The organism is Streptomyces resistomycificus, from assembly GCF_001514265.1.
Classification (GTDB): Bacteria; Actinomycetota; Actinomycetes; order Streptomycetales; family Streptomycetaceae; genus Streptomyces; species Streptomyces resistomycificus.
Genome location: NZ_KQ948989.1, coordinates 26,645 through 43,683, shown reverse-complemented (window position 1 = coordinate 43,683; position 17,039 = coordinate 26,645). Strand labels below are relative to the sequence as shown.

Sequence of the window (17,039 nt, the reverse complement as noted above, 5' to 3'; positions counted from 1 at the left end):
CTGACGTGATGTCAGAGGATCTCCTCTGGCACGACGTGAGAGAACAAGGGGGCCGCATGACCGTCACTCAGCGCCGGGGCCGAAAGATCATGATGACGCCCGGCGAGCTGGACGAGTTCCTGACCAGCCAGCGCACCTGCCGGGTCGCCACCGTCTCCGCGGACGGCGCGCCGCACGTGAGCACGCTCTGGTTCGCCTGGGACGGCACGTCGATGTGGCTCTACTCGGTGGTGCGCAGCAGGCGTTGGACCGATCTGCGAGGCGACCAGCGGGTGGCGATCGTGGTGGACACGGGCGAGGAGTACGACGAACTGCGCGGCGTCGAACTGTCGGGCACCGTCGACTTCGTGGGCGAGGCCCCTCGCACCGGGGAGCTGTGCGCCGAACTCGACCTGCCCGAGACCCTGTTCGCCCGCAAGAACTTCCGCCTGGACGAGATGCCGCACGACGGCCGGCACGCCTGGATCCGGCTGACACCGGAGAAGATCGTCTCCTGGGACTTCCGCAAGCTGGCCTCGCGGTAGCTCATCCCAGGCTCTCGGCCGCCGCCCGCAGCGCCTTCACCGCCGCCCTGATCGACGGACGGCGGTCGGCGTCCGCGCGCCAGACGACGTACACATGACGGCGCACCCGCTGCCTGAGCGGGACGGTGACGACGGCGGCGGGCATCGGGTGCCGCCCCAGCACAGGGGCGATACACACCCCCAACCCGGCGGACACCAGACCGAGTTGGGTGTGCGTCTCGGCGGCGCGGTGTCCGACGATCGGTTCGATGCCCTTGGAGCGCAGCGTGAACATCAACCATTCGTGGCAGAACTCTCCCTCGCCCCAGGTGATCCACTCGTCGTCGGCGAACTCCGCGAGGTCCACCTCCTCGCGGTCCGCGAGCCGGTGTCCGGCCGGCATCGCCACTTCGGCCGGGTCGTCCAGGATGTGCGCCTTGACCAGGCCGTCGGGCAGCGCCATCGGCTTGTTGTACCAGTCGAGCACGACCGCGAGGTCGAGGTCGCCGCGGACCACCCCGGAGATGCCGAGCTCGGGCTCCAGCTCCGAGGAGCGGATCCGCAGCGCCGGGTGCTGTGCGCGCAGGGCGGCGAGCGCGGTGGGGAACAGGCCTCGTGCCGCCGTGGGGAACGCCGAGAGCCTGAGCTCGCCGACGACCTGCCCCCGCTGGGCCTCCAGGTCGGACTGGGCCAGTTCCACCTGGGACAGGATGCGCGCCGCGTGCTCGGCCAGCAGCCGGCCCGCGTCCGTGAGCCGCACCCCCCGCCCGTTCTTGGCGAGGAGCTGCTGTCCCACCTCGCGCTCCAGCTTGGACATCTGCTGCGAGACGGCCGACGTCGTGATGTGCAGCGCCTCGGCCGCGCCGCTCACCGAGCCGTGCCGGGCCAGGGCGTCGAGGGTGCGCAGGCGCTCCAGGTTCAACATGTAAGCGATACTACGAGATATCGGGTGCGAAATCTCGATTGTGCTACGTGATCGCAGGCATCATCGTTGTTCCCATGAGCACCGCCACCCGCACCCACGTACGCACCGGCTCCCGGTCCCTCCCCGCCCTCGACTGGCGTCTGCGCTTCGGCGCCCTCTCGCTGATCTGGGGTTTCAGCTTCCTGCTCATCAAGGTGGGCACGGACGGCTACGCCCCGTTCCAGGTCACGCTCGGCCGCCTGGTCTTCGGCACGGCGGTGCTCGCCGCCGCGATGGCCGTACGCCGGGAACGGCTGCCGCGCGGCGCCCGCACCTGGGCGCACCTCATGGTCGCCGCGTTCTTCCTGAACGCCCTGCCGTTCTCGCTGTTCGCCTACTCCGAGCTGACGATCCCCTCCACGCTCGCGGGCATCTGCAACGCGACCTCCCCGCTGTGGGGCATGGCCCTGTCCCTGGTCGCCCTCTCCGAGGACCGGCCGACCCGGGTGAGGGTGGCCGGTCTGGGCCTCGGCTTCCTCGGCGTCCTGACGGTCCTCGGCGCCTGGCAGGGCTTCAACGGCCTCGACGCCACGGGCACGGCGATGGCCCTGCTGGCCTCCCTGAGCTACCCGATCGGCTGGATCTACGTCCGGCGCACCCTGGCCGGCTCCAGCCACTCGAACCTGTCGATGACCGGGGCGCAGTTGCTGCTCGCCACGCTCCAACTGGCGATCGTCACCCCGCTGTTCACCAGCCTGCCGACCGATTTCGCGGTCACTCCCCTGCTGGCGATCGCCGCCCTGGGCGCTCTCGGCACGGGCCTCGCGGTCCTCCTCCAGTACGGACTGGTCGCCGAGGTCGGTCCGACGACCGCCCAGATGGTCACCTATTTCATCCCGGTCATCGCCACGGCCGCCGGCGTCGCCATCCTCGGCGAGTCACTGACCTGGTCGACACCGGTCGGCGCGGTGATCGTCCTGGCGGGGGCGGCCTTGACCCAGGCCAGGCCCCGGCAACGTGATCGGTCCACCGGGGGCGGAGCGGAGGCGCCTCGGGCCGTCGAGGGCGCGTCGGCGATCGAGGGGGGTACGGCGAGCGAGGCGGGGGTGGCGAAGGGAGCTCCGGGCGAGTCGCTGGTGACGAAGGGGGCTCCGGGCGAGTCGCTGGTGACGAAGGGGGCGGCGAGCGAGGCACCTGCGGCTGGCGGCTCTGCGGTCGGGACGTCCGCGGTCGAGGCGACGCCGGGGGGCGACCGGCGCTGAGCCGACGGGCTTGCATGCACGGTGGCTGATCCGGCTCGGGCTTGGGCTCAGGGCCGGGTTGACTTCGGCCGAGGGCCGGATCGGCACGGGCCGGATCGGGACGGCACGGCACGGGCTGACTCGGCACGGCACGGCACGGGCTGACTCGGCTCTGGCCAGGCCAGATCGGCTCTGGCTGAGTACGGGACAGATCGGCTCCGGCTCCAGCTTTGGCCCAGGGTCGGGGGTCGGCTCCGGCCGAGGGCGGGAAGGCTTCAACTCCGTCTCGGATCGGCCCGGTTCGGCTCGGATCGGCCAGGTTCGGCTCAGCTCATTTCGGGCTTCGGGTTTGCCTCTGCTCCGGATCCGGCTCCAGCCCGCGACGCCGCCCGGCACCGGCGCAGGCACCCGCACCCGCACCCGCACCCGCACCCGCATAGCTTCGTGTCCCGCCGACCGTTACTGCCCCGGCCCACATCCGGGCCGTCAACGCGCCGAACCTGTCTCCGCACCCCGGCCTCCCTCGCCGCCCGGCACCGCCACCGCCACCGCCACCAGCACCGTGATCACGCCCGCCCGCGACCACTGCCCACGCCCGCGCCCGCGCCCACCCGACAGTCCAAGCAGCCGCGCACAGCCCTCACCCCAGCCAGGTCCTAGACGTAACTCCGGGCCGGGCCCGCGCCGGGGCCGATGGCCGAGGCGATCGCGTCCGCCAGCGGCCCGGTCTCAGCCGCCGTGAGCGTCGCGACGGTGACGCGGATGCCGGGCGGTGCGCTCATCCGGAAGCGGGCGCCGGGCGCGACGGCCCAGCCGGAGTGCAGCAGCCGGGCCACGGCCCCCGTCTCGTCCGGCACCGGAATCCACACGTTCAGACCGGAGCGCCCGTGAGCCTCGACCCCGCGGGCCGCGAGCGCGTCGATCAGCAGGTCCCGGCGCGCCCGGTACGCCGCGGCCACCGCCGGCGTGTCCAGTGCGCCGTCGGCCCACAGCCGCAGCACCGCCCCCTGGGTGATCAGACTGACCCAGCCCGGTCCGAGCCGCTGCCGCCCGCGGACCCGGTCGACGGTGACGGCGTCGCCGGTCAGCACGGCCAGCCGCAGATCGGGACCGTACCCCTTGGCGACCGAGCGCACGAACGCCCAGCCGCGGGTGACGCCCGCCAGGGGGTGCAGGGGCAGGTCGACGATCCCGTGGCCGTGATCGTCCTCGATCAGCAGCGTCTCCGGGTGCGCCCGGAGCACCGAGCGCAGGGCACGCGCGCGCGTGGCGCTCACCACGGCCCCGGTCGGGTTCTGCGCCCGGTCGGTGACGATCAGGGCGCGCGCCCCGGACTCCAGAGCTCGCCGTACGTCGTCCGGAAGTGGCCCCTCGTCGTCGAGGCCCACCGGGGCGGTGCGCAGCCCCAGCGCCGGGACGAGGTCGAGCAGGCTCCCCCATCCCGGGTCCTCCACGGCGACCGTGTCGCCCGGCTTGAGGTGGGCGGCGAGGACCCGTTCGATGGCGTCCAGCGACCCGGAGACCACGACGAGGGGACCGTCCGGTACGCCGTCGGCGTCCAGCCCGGCCCGGGCGAGCCGCGCCAACTCCGGTTCGACGGGGGCCTGTCCGTACATGACCGGCCGCCGGTCGCTCTGCTCGGCGGCCGCCGCGAACACCGGCCCCAGAGAGGGCAGCAACGCCGGGTCGGGATTGCCGTCGGACACGTCCCGCACCCCCTCGGGCACGTCCACCCGGATGTGCTCCCGTCCGGTGGTGGCCGGCTTGGCCCGCACCCGGCTGCCCCTGCGGCCGGCGGTCTCGATGACCCCACGCTCCCGCAGGGTGCGGTAGGCGGCGGCGACGGTGTTGGAATTCACCCCCAGCTCGAGCGCCAACTCCCGCATCGGCGGCAGCAGTTGCCCGGGCTCCAGCTCGCCCGCGCCCACCGCCCGCTCGACACTCGCCGAGATCTCCGCTGCACGCCGGCCCGTGATCCGATACTCTCCTAGCACAAAGATTATTATGCACTAGTGCAATGGAGAGCGCCATGCAGGGGACCCAGCAGCCGTCGACGCCCGCCGCCTACACCCCCACCGACCGCACCGTCCCCACGCGCTCTCCCGACCGCGCCTCGTACGACAGGGACCTCGTGCACTCGATACTCGACGAGGGCTACGTCTGCCATCTCGGCTTCGTCCGCGACGGCGCGCCGGTCGTGCTGCCCACGCTCTACGGCCGGGTAGGCGACCGGCTCTACGTCCACGGTTCGACGGGGTCGAGGCCGCTGCGGATGACGGGCCAGGCCGACCCCGGTCTGCCGGTGTGCCTGACGGTCACACACGTCGACGCGCTGATCCTGGCCCGTTCCGCGTTCAACCACTCGATGAACTACCGGTCCGTGGTGGTGCACGGCGTCGCCCACGACGTGACGGACCCGGACGAGAAGCGGGCCGCGCTGGACGCGCTCGTCGACCATGTCGTCCCGGGCCGCGCCCGCGACTCCCGGCCGGCCAACAAGAAGGAGCTGGCCGCCACCGCCGTGATCCGCCTCGACCTGAACGAGGTCTCGGCCAAGCTCCGCACCGGCGGCGTCCACGACGAGCCCGAGGATCTCGCGCTCCCCCACTGGGCCGGTGTCGTCCCGCTCCGCAAGGGCTACGAGACCCCGGTCGCCGACGCCGACCTGGCCCCCGGCACCGAGCTCCCCGCCTACCTGGCGGTGCTGTGATGCTGATCCACCCCTGGGACGCGGCACGCGACGCCGCCGAGTGGCAACAGTGGCTGGCCGTCCACGACTTCGGGCAGCTCGCCGTCAACGGCCTCCCGGGCGAGCCACCGCACGTGCAGCCGCTGCACTTCGCGTACGACGCGGAGCACGACGAGGTGCTCATCCACCTGGCCCGCCCCAACCCCCTGTGGCCCGCCGTGGAGGCGAACCCGGAGGTCATGCTGAGCGTGGTCGACGACTACGCGTTCGTCCCCGGGCCTTGGCAGGCGCCGCCGGACGCCCCGCCCGAACACGGCACGCCCACCAGCCTGTACGCGGCGGTCCAACTGCGGTGCACTGCCCACGTCGTGGACGACCCCGCCGAGAAGGCCGCGCTCCTCAACCGGCAGATCGGTCACTTCCAGCCGGAGGGCGGCTCGGCCCGGGCCGCGGTGGGCGAGGCACCGTACGGGCGGCTGCTGTCGGGGATCCGCGGTCTGCGGCTGGACGTGGTGGACGTACGGGCGAAGTTCAAGTACGCGGGACACCGTCCCGCGGAGGTGCGGGACCGCATCGCGGCCGGCCTGGCAGGACGGGGCGGTCCGCGGGACGCGGCGGCGCGGGAGCGTCTGCTGGGCCGGACCGGAGCCTGAACGACCGGGCCGTTGCGGTCCGTCCGAGTTGCCGGGCCGACCGGAGCGAGGGGCCCTTCCCCCGGGAAGAGCAGGCAAGGGCCCCTCACCGTCACGCGAGCACCGGTTCCTCCTCGTCCGTCGCCCGCCGCCTCTCCGCGGCCGCGAGCCCGGCCACGGAACCGAGCATCAGCAGGGTGCCGGCCAGCGTGGTCGGAGTGAGCGGTTCACCGAACAGCCCCACTGCCAGTACCGCGGCGCCCACCGGCTCCAGCAGCATGATCACGGACACGGTGGTGGGCCGGACGACGGCCGCGGCCGCGAAGTAGAGCGCGTAGGCGAGGGCCGTCGGGACGGTCGCGAGGTAGGCCAGCAGCCACAGGAGCAGGCCGGGCCGGCCGGTATGCGGCACCAGCCCTTCGGCCAGGGCGAACGGGAGCAGACACAGACTGCAGACCGCGAACGTCCACACGGACGTACCGGCGGCGTCCGCACCGCCGGTACGGCCCCGGCCCCGCGTGACCAGGGTCATCCCGCAGCACCCGGCCGCCGACACCAGTCCGAACAGGACACCCCACGGACGCACCGACGCGCTCTCACCGCCGAGCACCAGCACGACGAGGCCCGCGACCGCACCGACCACGGCGAACGACCCGCCCTGTCCGAGCCGTTCCCCCAGCGTCAGCCGTGCGCCGAGCGCGGTCAGCACGGGCCCCGCGCCGAGGGTGACGACGGTGGCCACGGCGAGGCCGGTGGCCTCGACGGACGCGAAGTAGGCCGTCTGGAAGACGGCCAGACAGACCCCCGCGACACAGGCTCGCGACACCTTGTCACGCAGTGGTTCACGTTCTCGTACGGCAGTCCCTCGTACGGCAGTCCCTCGTACGACGGCCCCTCGTACTACGGCCCCCCGTGCGACGGCCCGCGCGCCGCGCGTCCGCAGGAGGCGGGCGGCGACCAGCAGCGCCAGCCCGGCGGCGCACCGCCAGAAGGACAGGGCGACGGGCCCGATGTCACTGGCCCCGTAGGCCAGGGAGGCCGCCGCACCAGCGGTGCCCCAGGTGACACCGGCGACGATCAAGTAGAGGAGGCCTCGCCCGACGGGCAGGCCAAAAGCGGCGTTCGACACGCGTTCTCTCCGCAGCTGCGCAAGATGCGCGGAAGTTCGGGATGGACACCCGGTCGGCGGGGTCCACTGACTTCTTCTGCGGGCAGCACCGTTGCGCCCGGCGGCATGCCGGGCCAGGAGGCGTCCACTGACGCCTCCGGACTACGGAGGGGGCCCGCCTCAGGCGGCGGGCGGCGGGAGAACGACGCAGCGGGAATGCATGATCGGCACCCTAGGTGCCGGTTCCGCGAGCGGACAACTCCCTTTCCGTGCCGCCGCTCGCCACCGGCTCGACGGAACCCTTGGCGGGCGCCGAGGACTGCGCGATGAACGCACCGACCAGGACGACCGCGCCACCGATGATCTGCGGTGCCGAGAGGTGCTCACCGAGCAGCACCCAGGCCAGGACGGTGGCGATGACCGCCTCGAGGCAGGCCACGACACCGGCGACCTGCGGGGAGAGCCGGCGCACCGAGACCACCCCGGTGACGTAGGCGAGGACCGTGGCGACGAGCACGATCCAGGCGAGCAGCAGACCGGCGGCTACCGGCGTGCCGTCCATGTCCGCGCGGTGGGCGAGCAGGGACCAGTCCATGGTCCAGGGGCGCGCGACGACAGTCAGCACGGCGGTGCCGACGAGGAGGCCGTACGCGATGACCCCGAGCGGGTCGGGGGCCTGGTCACCGGAGTCGCTGCCCTGGTCGGACAGGACGAAGTAGCCGACCTGGCAGCAGGCGGCGCCGAGCGCGAGGAGCAGACCGAGGGCGTCGAAGCTCAGACCCGACCACACCTCGACGACGCAGGCGAGGCCGCCGACCGCGAGGACCACGCCGAGCGCGGCGGCACGCGTGACCGGGCGCCGCTGCACGAACCGCACCCAGCCGAGCACGAGGGCGGGCGCGAGGTACTCGACGAGCAGCGCGACCCCGACGGGTATCCGGGAGATCGCGGCGAAGTAGCAGGCCTGGACGCCCGCCACGGCCAGCAGCCCGAACCCGGCGAGCAGTGCGGGGCGCCGACGCAGCAGCGCGCGGTGGCGCACGGCGACCGGCAGCATCACCAGGGCCGCGCCCGCCACCCTCAGCCACACCACGTGGAGCGGGTCGAGGCCCGCTTCGATCAGCGGCTTGGCCGCGACTCCGGATCCGCCGAAGGCGAGCGCGGACGCGAGCGCGAGACCGAGCCCGACACCCCTTCCGCGGTTGCCCTGGCTGCTCTGAGACGTATGCACCGGCACATGATGACAGGCGATGACATGAGCGTCACCCCCGTTGACACCTGTCTCAGCGAATGGACCGCATGCCCCACCCGCCGTACACCCCACCGCCGGTCCCGGCCTCGAGGCTTCGGCTATCGGCTCCCCTGCAGACGCCGCTCGATCCGTGCGAACACCTCGCCCGCGTCGATGCCGGCCCGCGCGAGCACCTCGACGGCCCGGGCCTGCGGGTCGACGACGACCGCCGAGAGCAGGTCGATGCCACGGGCGGGGCCGCCCCCGCGCCCAGCGGCCCGCGCGCGGGCGTACTCCATCGCCCCGGCGGCCAGTGGCGAGAACCCCTCGGCCTCGGTCACGACCGGTACGACGCCGGAGTCCTCGACGGTGCCCTGCCAGCGCAGCCCATAGCCGATGCTGCGCTGCACGAGGTAGCCGAGCAGGCGGGAGAACTGCGGTTCGGCGTCGAACACGTCCCGCACCTCGGGGTCGCCCTCGAGGAGCGAGTGCAGCAGGTGGGCCGTGTCGATCTGCCGATCCCCGCCCCGGACCGCGCGCCGACGGGCACCGGTGACCACCGCTGCGAGCTCGGCACTGAGCGTGGCATCGTCGTCGGTGGGGACCAGGGGCCGGCCGCCGGGCTCGTGGGCCGACTGCCGGGGGATACGGGGTTGCACTCCCCTACCCCATCAGTCCCGCCCACCCGAGTCATCCGCGAGAGGAAGCATTTCCGCGTCCCACGGGAAGCGGACCCGTCGTATCGAAATCTCCTCCCTACGGATGAGATCACGCCCTTTCGCCCCAGGAGGGGCGCGTCTCCTTGCCGTGCGCCCCGCACGCGACCGGGACGCCCCGGCGCTCGTCCCACACGGACCCGGAGGGCAGGTCCTGGCCGGTGGCTCCGCCTGCCGTCGACGGCGGGCGGTATCCGATCCGGATGTCCGCGCCCGAGGCCGCGCTGCCACTTCCCTGCCGCACCCCCGCCAATTCCTGACGGTTCATCAGTATTGAATGTTCGGGACCCTGCGACTACTTTCCGCGACACCGTAGCCCGACACGAAGAGGTGGTCGCATGGCCGAAGTCAGCGCGGAGGAACGCGTCGAGGCACCCGCGGAGAAGGTCTGGGCCCGGCTGACCGACTGGTCCGGGTACGGCGAGTGGAACGCGACCCATACCAGCTTCCCCAAGGGCGGCCCGGAGACGTTCGCCGTGGGCGGGACCTTCCAGGAGAACATGAAGCTCATGGGGTTCCCGGCCGAGGTCGAGTGGACCATCGAGAAACTGGAGCCGGCCCGGGTGCTCGCGATCCGCGGCAAGGGCCCGATGGCCGTGACCGTCGCCACGCGCTACACCCTCACGCCGGACGGCGACGCCACGACGGTCCGTATCGACGGTGAGTTCACCGGTGCCGCCGTCTCACTGATGGCGGGCAAGCTCAGGGACTCGGCGACTGCCGCGCTGAACGAGTCGCTGCGCAAACTGGCCCGACTGGTGGGCTGACCGCCGCGGGACCGGCAACGCGAAGGCGCCCCGCGGATCACTCCACAGGGCGCCCCTTAACCGCCGTACGGCCGTCAGTCCTCATCGGCGAGGATCAGGTACAGCCGCTTGCGGGCGTCGTTGATGACGGCGACCGCCTTCTCACGCTGCTCCTTGCTGCCGGTCTTCCATACCTGCCCGAAGGCCTCCATCAGACCGAAGCCGGCCTGACGGATCTCACCGAGTGCCTCCCAGTCGACACCGCGGGAGGCTTCCTCCCAAGGCGCTTCGGGGCCCTCCTCGGCCGCGGTGCGGCCCGCGTCGGTGAGCGAGAACAGCTTCTTGCCGCCCTCGGACGCACTGGTGATCAGCCCCTCGTCCTCCAGCATCTGGAGGGTCGGGTACACCGAGCCGGGGCTGGGCTTCCACGCCCCGCCACTGCGCTCGGCGATCTCCTGGATCATCTCGTACCCGTGCATGGGCCGGTCTTTCAGCAGAGCCAGGATCGACGCGCGCACGTCACCGCGCCGCGCCCTCCCCCGCGGTCCGCCTCGACCCCGGGGCCCCCAGGGCCCGGGCCCGAAGCCGGGTCCACCGAAGCCGGGACCGCCGCCGGGACCACCCGGCCCGAAGGGCCCGAAGGCACCACGCCGCCCCTCGAACCCGCCTCGGCCTCCGTGTCGACCGGCACCACCATGTCCTCGTTCGAATCCATGGGAACGCATTGTCATCACTCCATTCCATCGTTGATCTGTCGCGATGCGTCAACGATATATCGGAACAGTTCGCATGACAAGGCCCGGGCGACAGCCGAATCGTTGTCCCGTCTCACTCAATCGAGTCGTTTTCTCAACGAACCGAGTCGTTCGGGCTTCCGTCTCAGCGAGCCTGTCGCGCGGTTGAGGGCGCTGGGGGTGCTGGCTGGCTGTACCGGCTGGGGTGGATCAGGCGGGGCCGTGCATCGAGTTGTCGTACGTGGACGTAGCGCACGGACGCCGACGGCGTCCGCTGCGGGACTCTGTGACGGGCCGGTTCGAGGATGTCGATCCGGTACGTAGGTTCCGCTGGTCGCGCGGTGAGCGTCATTTCCCGGGCTGGCACTGGGCGGCGACGATCGGGCGGCACGTCGGCTTCGAGTCGTGGCTGGAGCGGGACCGACTGCTGCTGATGGACTTCGATCCGAACGTGGTGGGGATCGGCTCGCAGCCGTTCTGGCTGCACTGGCACGACGGTGAGCGGGAGGGCCGGCACGCCCCGGACTACTTCGTGCGCCGCGCGGACGGCTCCGCCGTGGTCGTCGATGTCCGTGCGGACGAACGGATCGAGCCGGACTCCTTCCTCCACAGGCTCGCCGCCGTCAACCACCTTCCGGCCGACCAGTTGCTGCCCGACGCTGCACGCCGCATCCTCACCGACGGCACCGGGAAACCCCCCTCCCACGACCTGACGCTCACCATGGTCTTTCACTCTCAAGTCGTGGCTCTCACCGGACTTCTCGCAGGCCGGGAGTGGGAACGTCGCGCCGTCGCCACCGGCCACGTCACCTGGCTCATCGAGCAGGTCACAGCCCGCATTCCCCCGCGAAACCATCCCGCCCCGCGCCAGCCCGGTGAAGCCGACGCCGAAACACGGTGGAGCCCGATCTACCCCTACTGCCGGTGCTGATGGCCCACCTGCAGGCGTCCGGGCAGCCCACGTGATCTCCAGGTACCCAAGCCTGCCGGTTCAAGCAGCTACCGACAAGACAAGAAGGCAAGTACGCCTTGACAATTCCAAATTGTCAAGGCGTACTTGCCTCATGACTCTTCCAGACCTGGACGATCTCATCGCGGAAGTCGACAAGAGATGCGACACCGCACACCGCCCCGGCAGGCAAGAACAGCCCGACTGGCTCGCCCTGTTGACCGTCGCCGCACGCCTCGCAGACCAGCTACAGGTCCTGGCAGACGACTTGGTCGAGGACTACGTCGAACACTGCCGAATGCACGGCTCCTCCTGGACGGACATCGGCGCCGCCCTGGGAGTGACCCGGCAAGCGGTCCAACAGCGCTTCCACGCCCCGCACAAGCGCTACAGCCCTGAGGCGATGACCGACGACCTCCGCGAAGCGATGGCCCACGTCAAGCGGGCAGCGGTGCAACACCGCAACAACTACATCGGCACCGAGCACCTGCTCTGGGGGCTCACCGCGGAAGGCAACAGCGCCACCCGACTCCTTCAAGCCGCCGGCATCTCTCCAGAGACAGTCCACCAGTCCGTCGGAACCCGGCTGAGCATGGGTGCCTCCCAAGCAGCCGAACGGATCGCCTGGACCCCCTACTCCCGCAAGGCAATCGACATCGCAGAGGCACGATCCCAGCAGCACGGCTCCGAGCACATCGACTGCGACGACCTCCTCATCGGCCTCGCTCAAGTCGGCCGCGGAGTTGCCGCCGCGGTCCTCAGCGACGCCGGCTTCGACCTGTCAACCCTCGACGACGCATCCACGGACTCTCTCTGATCGCGCCGGCCCCAGACTCGCCGTCTGTCACAGCGAACCCGGTCACGCGACATGGGATGACGGCGAGAGGGGGCGTCGCCGCTCCCACCGGCCTTCCAGACGGGACAGAACGCCGAAACGCGGCGGAGCCCGTCATCACCCCGACTACCGTCGCCGATCCCGCACCGATCCCGACCGCGACGTCGCTCTTACGACAGAGAGCGGGTGAGCCATACCAGGTCGCCACGGTCATCCGTCGATACGTGGTCGCGCTGGAACCCAAGCTTGTCGAGAACGCGAAATGACGGCGCGTTCCAGGGACGCACCGTCGACCAGAGCCGCTTGCGTCCGGTGGCGACCGCGGCGTTCAGCACCGCGGAAGCCGCCTCGGTTGCATAGCCCTGTCCGTGCACCTGTCGGAACAACTCGTACGCGATCTCGGGCTCTTCGACAGAAGCCCGGCCGACGGTGAGCCCGCAGTATCCGATGAAGTCGCCCACATCTCGGCGGACGACGGCCAGCAGGGCGATGCCTGTCCGTGCCGACGCGGCGCGCTGATCATCGATCATCTGCCGGTTGTGCTCGATCGACGGCCTGCCCCCGCCTCGTTCGGCGACGAGCTCACGATGGGCGTCGACGTCGGGCTCGGTCCACGGACGCAGCGTCAGCCGAACGGTTTCGAGTTCGAGCGGCATCGGCGGATACGGCATGGCGTCACCCTATCGACGCCGCCCGGCGCGTGGACGGCGGCCCCTACCGGAGCCACAGCCGTCACGACCACGTCGTATTCCTGATGATCGGCAAGCATGACGTCCACCCTTCACCATGTCGGCGGGCAGAGGCACAGCGGGTGACCGGCCGCGGTGCCGAAGCACCCCTGCGCCACTGCACCCCCCACGCATCAGGCAACCAGCCCGGGATTCGGTCCAGCAATCCGGAATTGGCCTTGGTTCCCGTCTCGGCGCAGCCCCTAGCGTCGGGGCATGCGCATCCGAATCGTCGACGCCTTCACCGACCGCCCCTTCGCCGGCAACCCGGCCGGAGTCCTGCTGCTGGACGCCTTCCCGGGCGACGACTGGCTTCAGAACGTCGCCCTGGAGGTCAACCACGCCGAGACGGCGTTCGCCCATCCGCTGCCCGAGGGCGGCGACGCGGACTGGGCGCTGCGCTGGTTCACACCGGCCACCGAGGTCGCCCTGTGCGGCCACGCCACGCTCGCCACGGCCCACGTCCTGCACAGCACGGGTACCCATGAGGGCCCGGTCCGGTTCGCCACCCGCAGCGGCGTGCTCAGCGCGACGCCGCGCGAGGACGGCTCCATCACCCTGGACTTCCCCACCGCGCGGCTGACGGCGGTGGCGCTGCCGGACGGGGTCGCCGAGGCCCTCGGGGCCACACCGCTCGCCGCCTTCGACACCGGCCCGAACATCGGTGACCTGCTCGTGGAACTCGCCGACGAGAAGGCGGTGCACGCCCTGACTCCGGACCACAAGGCCCTTGTCGCCCATTCCGAGCGCGGCGTCATCGCCACCGCCCGAGCCGAGGATCCCACGCGCGGCTACGACTTCGTGTCCCGCTGCTTCTTCCCGCGCGTCGGTATCGACGAGGATCCGGTCACCGGCAGCGCGCACACCGCCCTAGCCCCCTACTGGTCCGAGCGCCTCGGCCGCCCTGACCTCACCGGCCTGCAGGCATCCCCCCGCTCCGGCCGCGTCCGGACGGAACTGCGGGGTGAGCGCACCCTGTTGAGCGGCCGCGCGGTCACGGTGATCGAGGGCGAGCTGCTCGTCCGGTGACCTGCCGAGGGGGCGTACGAGATCCTCGTACGCCCCCTCCCACGCGTGTCACGCGGTGGGCAGCCAGCCGACCTTGCCCGCGAGCAGCGCGTAGCCCACGAACGCCCCGATGTCGAGCAGGGAGTGCGCCACCACCAGCGGGCCCACGCGTCCCCAGCGACGGTAGAGGTACACGAACACCACGCCCATGACCATGTTGCCGACGAAGCCGCCGATGCCCTGGTAGAGGTGGTACGAGCCGCGCAGTACGGAACTGGCGATCAGCGCAGTGCCGGGTGTCCAGCCCAACTGGCCCAGGCGACGCAGCAGATAGCCCACCACGATGACCTCTTCGAGGATCGCGTTCTGCATCGCGGACAGGATCAGCACGGGGTACTTCCACCACACGTCGGGCAGCGCCTCGGGCACCACCGTGAGGTTGAAGCCGAGGCCCCGCGCGGCCAGGTAGAAGGCGATGCCGGTACTGCCGATGACCGCCGCGATCGCGGCCCCTCGGCCGAGGTCGGGCCAGGGCCGGGTGCGGTCGAAGCCGAGGGTGCGCAGCCCCTCCCCCTCACGCAGCAAAAAGTGCGCGACGAGCAGGACGGGGACCAGCGACGAGGTGATCCCGAACAGCTGCCAGGCGAGATCGAGCCAGGGCCGGCCGGGCGCGGCCGAGGCGTTGAGGGTGGCTGCCTGGTCCTTCAGACCTCCCGGCTTGGTGACCGATCCGACAAAGCTGATCAGGGCGGACACGCCACTCGCGCCGAGCGAGAGCCCCAGGACGAGCAGGGTCTCGTCCCGCAGAACCCGTCGCGAGGGCCGCTTCCGAGGAAAAGAATCGGCTACCGATCCCGTCTCCTCCTGCACACCTGCCTCCAGTTGCGTCATCCCGCCTCATGCCCACCGCCGCCCCGCCAGGGTCTCGGCACGGGGTCCGACGGGGAGGGGCACCACCGTCATGGGATGTCACAGCTTGCCTGATCAGTGCGCGACGGGCGGCAGCGACCCCCGTGCGGATCCACTCGGTGACGACGAAGGTGATCGCGGTGGCGGTGGCGCAGACAGGTGGCACACGGCGACGGGTGGCGCAGGGCGGCAGATGGCGCACGGAGACAGGGGCGCAGGGAGACAAGGGGCGCAGGGAGACAAGGGGCGCAGGGCGGCAGGTGGCGCACGCATGACACGGTGCGCACACCGACGCCGCGGCGGCCGGTCCCCCGCTCTCCGTCAGAACATCGCCCGTCCCGCCTCACGCGACGCAGCACCTACCTCACGCACCGCGGTTCCCACCTCACGCACCGCGGTTCCCACCTCACGCACCGCAAGCTCCCACCTCACGCACCGCAGCTCCCGCCGCGCGCACACCACCCCGTACCCCGTGCCGCACACCCGTGCCCTCACCCCATCGGCACGGTCTCCGGCAGCCCCACCGGCCAGGTGTGTACCGGGTCGCCCTTGTGCATCAGCTCGCGGTAGCGGCGGGTCGTCGCGGCCAGGGCCGCGTCCCGCGACAGGCCCGTTTCCAGGGCCCGGTGGAAGGTCGCGGACTGCCAGGACGCGCCGTTGACCCGGCGCCGGCAGCGCTCCTCGATGACGCCGAGGTAGAGGTCCCGGTCGGCGGGTTCGATGCCCCACGCGTCGAGCCCGGCCTCGGCCAGCGGCAGCAGTTCGTCCCGTACGAGACTGACGGCGTCGACCTCGGTCGTGCCGCCGTACCGGCCGCGCCGGGGCCAGACGAGGCGGGCGTCGATGCCGTGCCGGCACGCGGCGTCGAAGTTGGCGGCGGCGGCCTCGAACGGCAGCCTGCTCCACACCGGCTTCGACTCCTCGGCGAGGGCGCGGACGACGCCGTAGTAGAAGGCCGCGTTGGCGACGACGTCGATGGTGGTGGGGCCGGCGGGCAGCACGCGGTTCTCGACGCGCAGGTGCGGGACGCCGTCGGCGATGCCGTAGACCGGGCGGTTCCAGCGGTAGACGGTGCCGTTGTGCAGGACGAGTTCGGCGAGTTTGGGGACGCCGCCCTCGTCGAGCACCTCGAGGGGGTCCTCGTCGTCGCAGATCGGCAGCAGGGCCGGGTAGTAGCGCAGGTTCTCCTCGAAGAGGTCGTACGCCGAGGAGATCCATCGCTCGCCGAACCAGGTGCGCGGGCGCACTCCCTGGGCCTGGAGTTCGGGCGGCCGGGTGTCGGTGGACTGCTGGAACAGCGGCGGGCGGGACTCACGCCACAGCTCGCGGCCGAACAGGAACGGCGAGTTGGCGCCGACCGCGATCTGCGCGGCGGCGACCGCCTGGGCCGCGTTCCACACGTCGGCGAAGCGGCCCGGGGTGACCTGGAGGTGGAGCTGCACCGAGGTGCAGGCGGCCTCCGGCGCGATCGACTTCGAGGTGCAGCTCAGGCGCTCCACGCCGTCTATGTCGAGCGTGAAGTCCTCGCCGCGGGCGGCCACGATCTGCTCGTTGAGCAGGGCGTAGCGGTCCACGTCGGAAAGGTTGGACGAGACCAGGTCGTCCCGGTCGAGGGTCGGCAGAATGCCGATCATCACGATTCCCGCGTCGAGCTCACCCGCTTTCCGGTCGGCATATGCCAAGGATGTGCGGAGTTCCTCCGCGAGCCGATCGAATACGCGCCCTCCCAAACGGTGGGGGGCAATGTTGACTTCCAGGTTGAACATGGCGAGTTCTGTTTGGAAATCTCGGCTCGCGATGCGCTCCAGCACTTGCGCGTTCAGCATTTTGGGCATGCCGTCGGCGCCGGTGAGATTCAGCTCGATCTCCAGCCCCATCAGGTTCTTGGGGCGGTCGAACCGCTGCTCGGCCAGGAGTCGCTCGAGCCCCGTCAGACACACACGGAGCTTGTCGCGATAGCGCTGGCGATCGGACAGGTCGAACTGACCTGCCACGACCTTCTCCCCCATGGGAGCGTCCCTCCTCGAATGGGCGGGCCGGGTGGCGGCCGCCGGCGGTGCGGGTCAGGTGGGATGATGCCCAGCGAGGACGATCGATAACGTCCCC

The 17,039-nt window shown here is 71.3% G+C and carries 18 protein-coding genes; 8 read left to right on the top strand and 10 right to left on the bottom strand.

Annotated features, from left to right (window positions below; translation table 11 throughout):
* Positions 1-56: 56 nt before the first annotated feature.
* On the top strand, positions 57-524 hold the full coding sequence (locus tag AQJ84_RS05525; protein ID WP_030041425.1) for a pyridoxamine 5'-phosphate oxidase family protein: 468 nt from the start codon (positions 57-59) through the stop codon (positions 522-524).
* 1 nt (position 525) lies between these two features.
* On the opposite strand, the gene AQJ84_RS05520 is transcribed toward AQJ84_RS05525, so the two are convergent.
* A complete protein-coding gene (locus tag AQJ84_RS05520) occupies positions 526-1,428 on the bottom strand; it encodes a LysR family transcriptional regulator (protein ID WP_053192499.1) in 903 nt (300 codons plus the stop codon).
* Between the two features lie 74 nt (positions 1,429-1,502).
* On the opposite strand from AQJ84_RS05520, the gene AQJ84_RS05515 reads away from it, so the two are divergent.
* Positions 1,503-2,669, top strand: coding sequence for a DMT family transporter (locus AQJ84_RS05515; RefSeq protein WP_078632026.1), 1,167 nt, complete (start codon positions 1,503-1,505; stop codon positions 2,667-2,669).
* A 635-nt stretch (positions 2,670-3,304) separates the two neighbouring features.
* Here AQJ84_RS05515 and AQJ84_RS05510 read toward each other — a convergent pair.
* Positions 3,305-4,642 (bottom strand): aminotransferase class I/II-fold pyridoxal phosphate-dependent enzyme, encoded by a 1,338-nt coding sequence (locus AQJ84_RS05510; RefSeq protein WP_030044044.1) that lies wholly within the window; start codon positions 4,640-4,642, stop codon positions 3,305-3,307.
* Between the two features lie 35 nt (positions 4,643-4,677).
* On the opposite strand from AQJ84_RS05510, the gene AQJ84_RS05505 reads away from it, so the two are divergent.
* Together AQJ84_RS05505 and AQJ84_RS05500 are read left to right on the top strand one after the other, a co-directional pair.
* Positions 4,678-5,358, top strand: a complete 681-nt coding sequence (locus tag AQJ84_RS05505; protein WP_030044045.1) for a pyridoxamine 5'-phosphate oxidase family protein — start codon at positions 4,678-4,680, stop codon at positions 5,356-5,358.
* Positions 5,358-5,990, top strand: a complete 633-nt coding sequence (locus tag AQJ84_RS05500) for an FMN-binding negative transcriptional regulator (RefSeq protein WP_053192500.1) — start codon at positions 5,358-5,360, stop codon at positions 5,988-5,990. The genes AQJ84_RS05505 and AQJ84_RS05500 overlap by 1 nt, the downstream gene beginning before the upstream one ends.
* A 91-nt stretch (positions 5,991-6,081) precedes the next feature.
* On the opposite strand, the gene AQJ84_RS05495 is transcribed toward AQJ84_RS05500, so the two are convergent.
* From AQJ84_RS05495 to AQJ84_RS05480, 4 genes are all read right to left on the bottom strand, one after another.
* Positions 6,082-7,098 carry a DMT family transporter gene (locus AQJ84_RS05495; RefSeq protein ID WP_030044047.1) on the bottom strand — a complete coding sequence of 339 codons (1,017 nt, stop codon included), beginning with the start codon at positions 7,096-7,098 and terminating at the stop codon, positions 6,082-6,084.
* A gap of 211 nt (positions 7,099-7,309) precedes the next feature.
* On the bottom strand, positions 7,310-8,314 hold the full coding sequence (locus tag AQJ84_RS05490) for an EamA family transporter (protein ID WP_030044048.1): 1,005 nt from the start codon (positions 8,312-8,314) through the stop codon (positions 7,310-7,312).
* Between the two features lie 113 nt (positions 8,315-8,427).
* Entirely contained in the window at positions 8,428-8,967 is a 540-nt protein-coding gene (locus AQJ84_RS05485) for a Clp protease N-terminal domain-containing protein (RefSeq protein ID WP_030044049.1), read from the bottom strand.
* A 109-nt stretch (positions 8,968-9,076) separates the two neighbouring features.
* Positions 9,077-9,292, bottom strand: coding sequence for a hypothetical protein (locus tag AQJ84_RS05480; protein WP_053192502.1), 216 nt, complete (start codon positions 9,290-9,292; stop codon positions 9,077-9,079).
* A gap of 70 nt (positions 9,293-9,362) precedes the next feature.
* Here AQJ84_RS05480 and AQJ84_RS05475 point away from each other — a divergent pair, with 70 nt between their 5' ends.
* Entirely contained in the window at positions 9,363-9,791 is a 429-nt protein-coding gene (locus AQJ84_RS05475) for a type II toxin-antitoxin system Rv0910 family toxin (RefSeq protein ID WP_030044051.1), read from the top strand.
* Between the two features lie 74 nt (positions 9,792-9,865).
* Here AQJ84_RS05475 and AQJ84_RS05470 read toward each other — a convergent pair whose 3' ends face one another.
* Complete coding sequence (locus tag AQJ84_RS05470) at positions 9,866-10,495, bottom strand: PadR family transcriptional regulator (RefSeq protein ID WP_030044052.1); 630 nt, start codon at positions 10,493-10,495, stop codon at positions 9,866-9,868.
* 250 nt (positions 10,496-10,745) lie between these two features.
* On the opposite strand from AQJ84_RS05470, the gene AQJ84_RS43930 reads away from it, so the two are divergent.
* Both AQJ84_RS43930 and AQJ84_RS05460 read left to right on the top strand, forming a co-directional pair.
* Positions 10,746-11,435 (top strand): TnsA-like heteromeric transposase endonuclease subunit, encoded by a 690-nt coding sequence (locus AQJ84_RS43930; protein ID WP_225889073.1) that lies wholly within the window; start codon positions 10,746-10,748, stop codon positions 11,433-11,435.
* 133 nt (positions 11,436-11,568) lie between these two features.
* Positions 11,569-12,270, top strand: coding sequence for a Clp protease N-terminal domain-containing protein (locus tag AQJ84_RS05460; protein ID WP_225877414.1), 702 nt, complete (start codon positions 11,569-11,571; stop codon positions 12,268-12,270).
* Positions 12,271-12,458: 188 nt separating this feature from the next.
* Here AQJ84_RS05460 and AQJ84_RS05455 read toward each other — a convergent pair whose 3' ends face one another.
* Positions 12,459-12,959: a GNAT family N-acetyltransferase gene (locus AQJ84_RS05455; RefSeq protein WP_030044055.1), complete on the bottom strand. Its 501-nt coding sequence runs from the start codon at positions 12,957-12,959 to the stop codon at positions 12,459-12,461.
* 273 nt (positions 12,960-13,232) lie between these two features.
* Between AQJ84_RS05455 and AQJ84_RS05450 the strand changes: the two genes are divergently transcribed.
* Positions 13,233-14,045, top strand: a complete 813-nt coding sequence (locus AQJ84_RS05450; protein ID WP_030044056.1) for a PhzF family phenazine biosynthesis protein — start codon at positions 13,233-13,235, stop codon at positions 14,043-14,045.
* Between the two features lie 48 nt (positions 14,046-14,093).
* Here AQJ84_RS05450 and AQJ84_RS05445 read toward each other — a convergent pair whose 3' ends face one another.
* Together AQJ84_RS05445 and AQJ84_RS05440 are read right to left on the bottom strand one after the other, a co-directional pair.
* Positions 14,094-14,915 carry a CPBP family intramembrane glutamic endopeptidase gene (locus tag AQJ84_RS05445; RefSeq protein ID WP_374935426.1) on the bottom strand — a complete coding sequence of 274 codons (822 nt, stop codon included), beginning with the start codon at positions 14,913-14,915 and terminating at the stop codon, positions 14,094-14,096.
* A gap of 509 nt (positions 14,916-15,424) precedes the next feature.
* Positions 15,425-16,942, bottom strand: a complete 1,518-nt coding sequence (locus AQJ84_RS05440; protein ID WP_030044058.1) for a glutamate-cysteine ligase family protein — start codon at positions 16,940-16,942, stop codon at positions 15,425-15,427.
* Positions 16,943-17,039: the final 97 nt, after the last annotated feature.

Excerpts from the sequence above, each read along its gene's own strand:
- AQJ84_RS05525 (WP_030041425.1), top strand. The coding sequence starts at position 57 with ATGACCGTCACTCAGCGCCGGGGCCGAAAGATCATGATGACGCCCGGC.
- AQJ84_RS05520 (WP_053192499.1), bottom strand. The coding sequence starts at position 1,428 with ATGTTGAACCTGGAGCGCCTGCGCACCCTCGACGCCCTGGCCCGGCAC.
- AQJ84_RS05515 (WP_078632026.1), top strand. The coding sequence starts at position 1,503 with ATGAGCACCGCCACCCGCACCCACGTACGCACCGGCTCCCGGTCCCTC.
- AQJ84_RS05505 (WP_030044045.1), top strand. The coding sequence starts at position 4,678 with ATGCAGGGGACCCAGCAGCCGTCGACGCCCGCCGCCTACACCCCCACC.
- AQJ84_RS05500 (WP_053192500.1), top strand. The coding sequence starts at position 5,358 with ATGCTGATCCACCCCTGGGACGCGGCACGCGACGCCGCCGAGTGGCAA.
- AQJ84_RS05480 (WP_053192502.1), bottom strand. The coding sequence starts at position 9,292 with ATGAACCGTCAGGAATTGGCGGGGGTGCGGCAGGGAAGTGGCAGCGCG.
- AQJ84_RS05475 (WP_030044051.1), top strand. The coding sequence starts at position 9,363 with ATGGCCGAAGTCAGCGCGGAGGAACGCGTCGAGGCACCCGCGGAGAAG.
- AQJ84_RS05470 (WP_030044052.1), bottom strand. The coding sequence starts at position 10,495 with ATGCGTTCCCATGGATTCGAACGAGGACATGGTGGTGCCGGTCGACAC.
- AQJ84_RS05460 (WP_225877414.1), top strand. The coding sequence starts at position 11,569 with ATGACTCTTCCAGACCTGGACGATCTCATCGCGGAAGTCGACAAGAGA.
- AQJ84_RS05455 (WP_030044055.1), bottom strand. The coding sequence starts at position 12,959 with ATGCCGTATCCGCCGATGCCGCTCGAACTCGAAACCGTTCGGCTGACG.
- AQJ84_RS05450 (WP_030044056.1), top strand. The coding sequence starts at position 13,233 with ATGCGCATCCGAATCGTCGACGCCTTCACCGACCGCCCCTTCGCCGGC.
- AQJ84_RS05445 (WP_374935426.1), bottom strand. The coding sequence starts at position 14,915 with ATGACGCAACTGGAGGCAGGTGTGCAGGAGGAGACGGGATCGGTAGCC.
- AQJ84_RS05440 (WP_030044058.1), bottom strand. The coding sequence starts at position 16,942 with ATGGGGGAGAAGGTCGTGGCAGGTCAGTTCGACCTGTCCGATCGCCAG.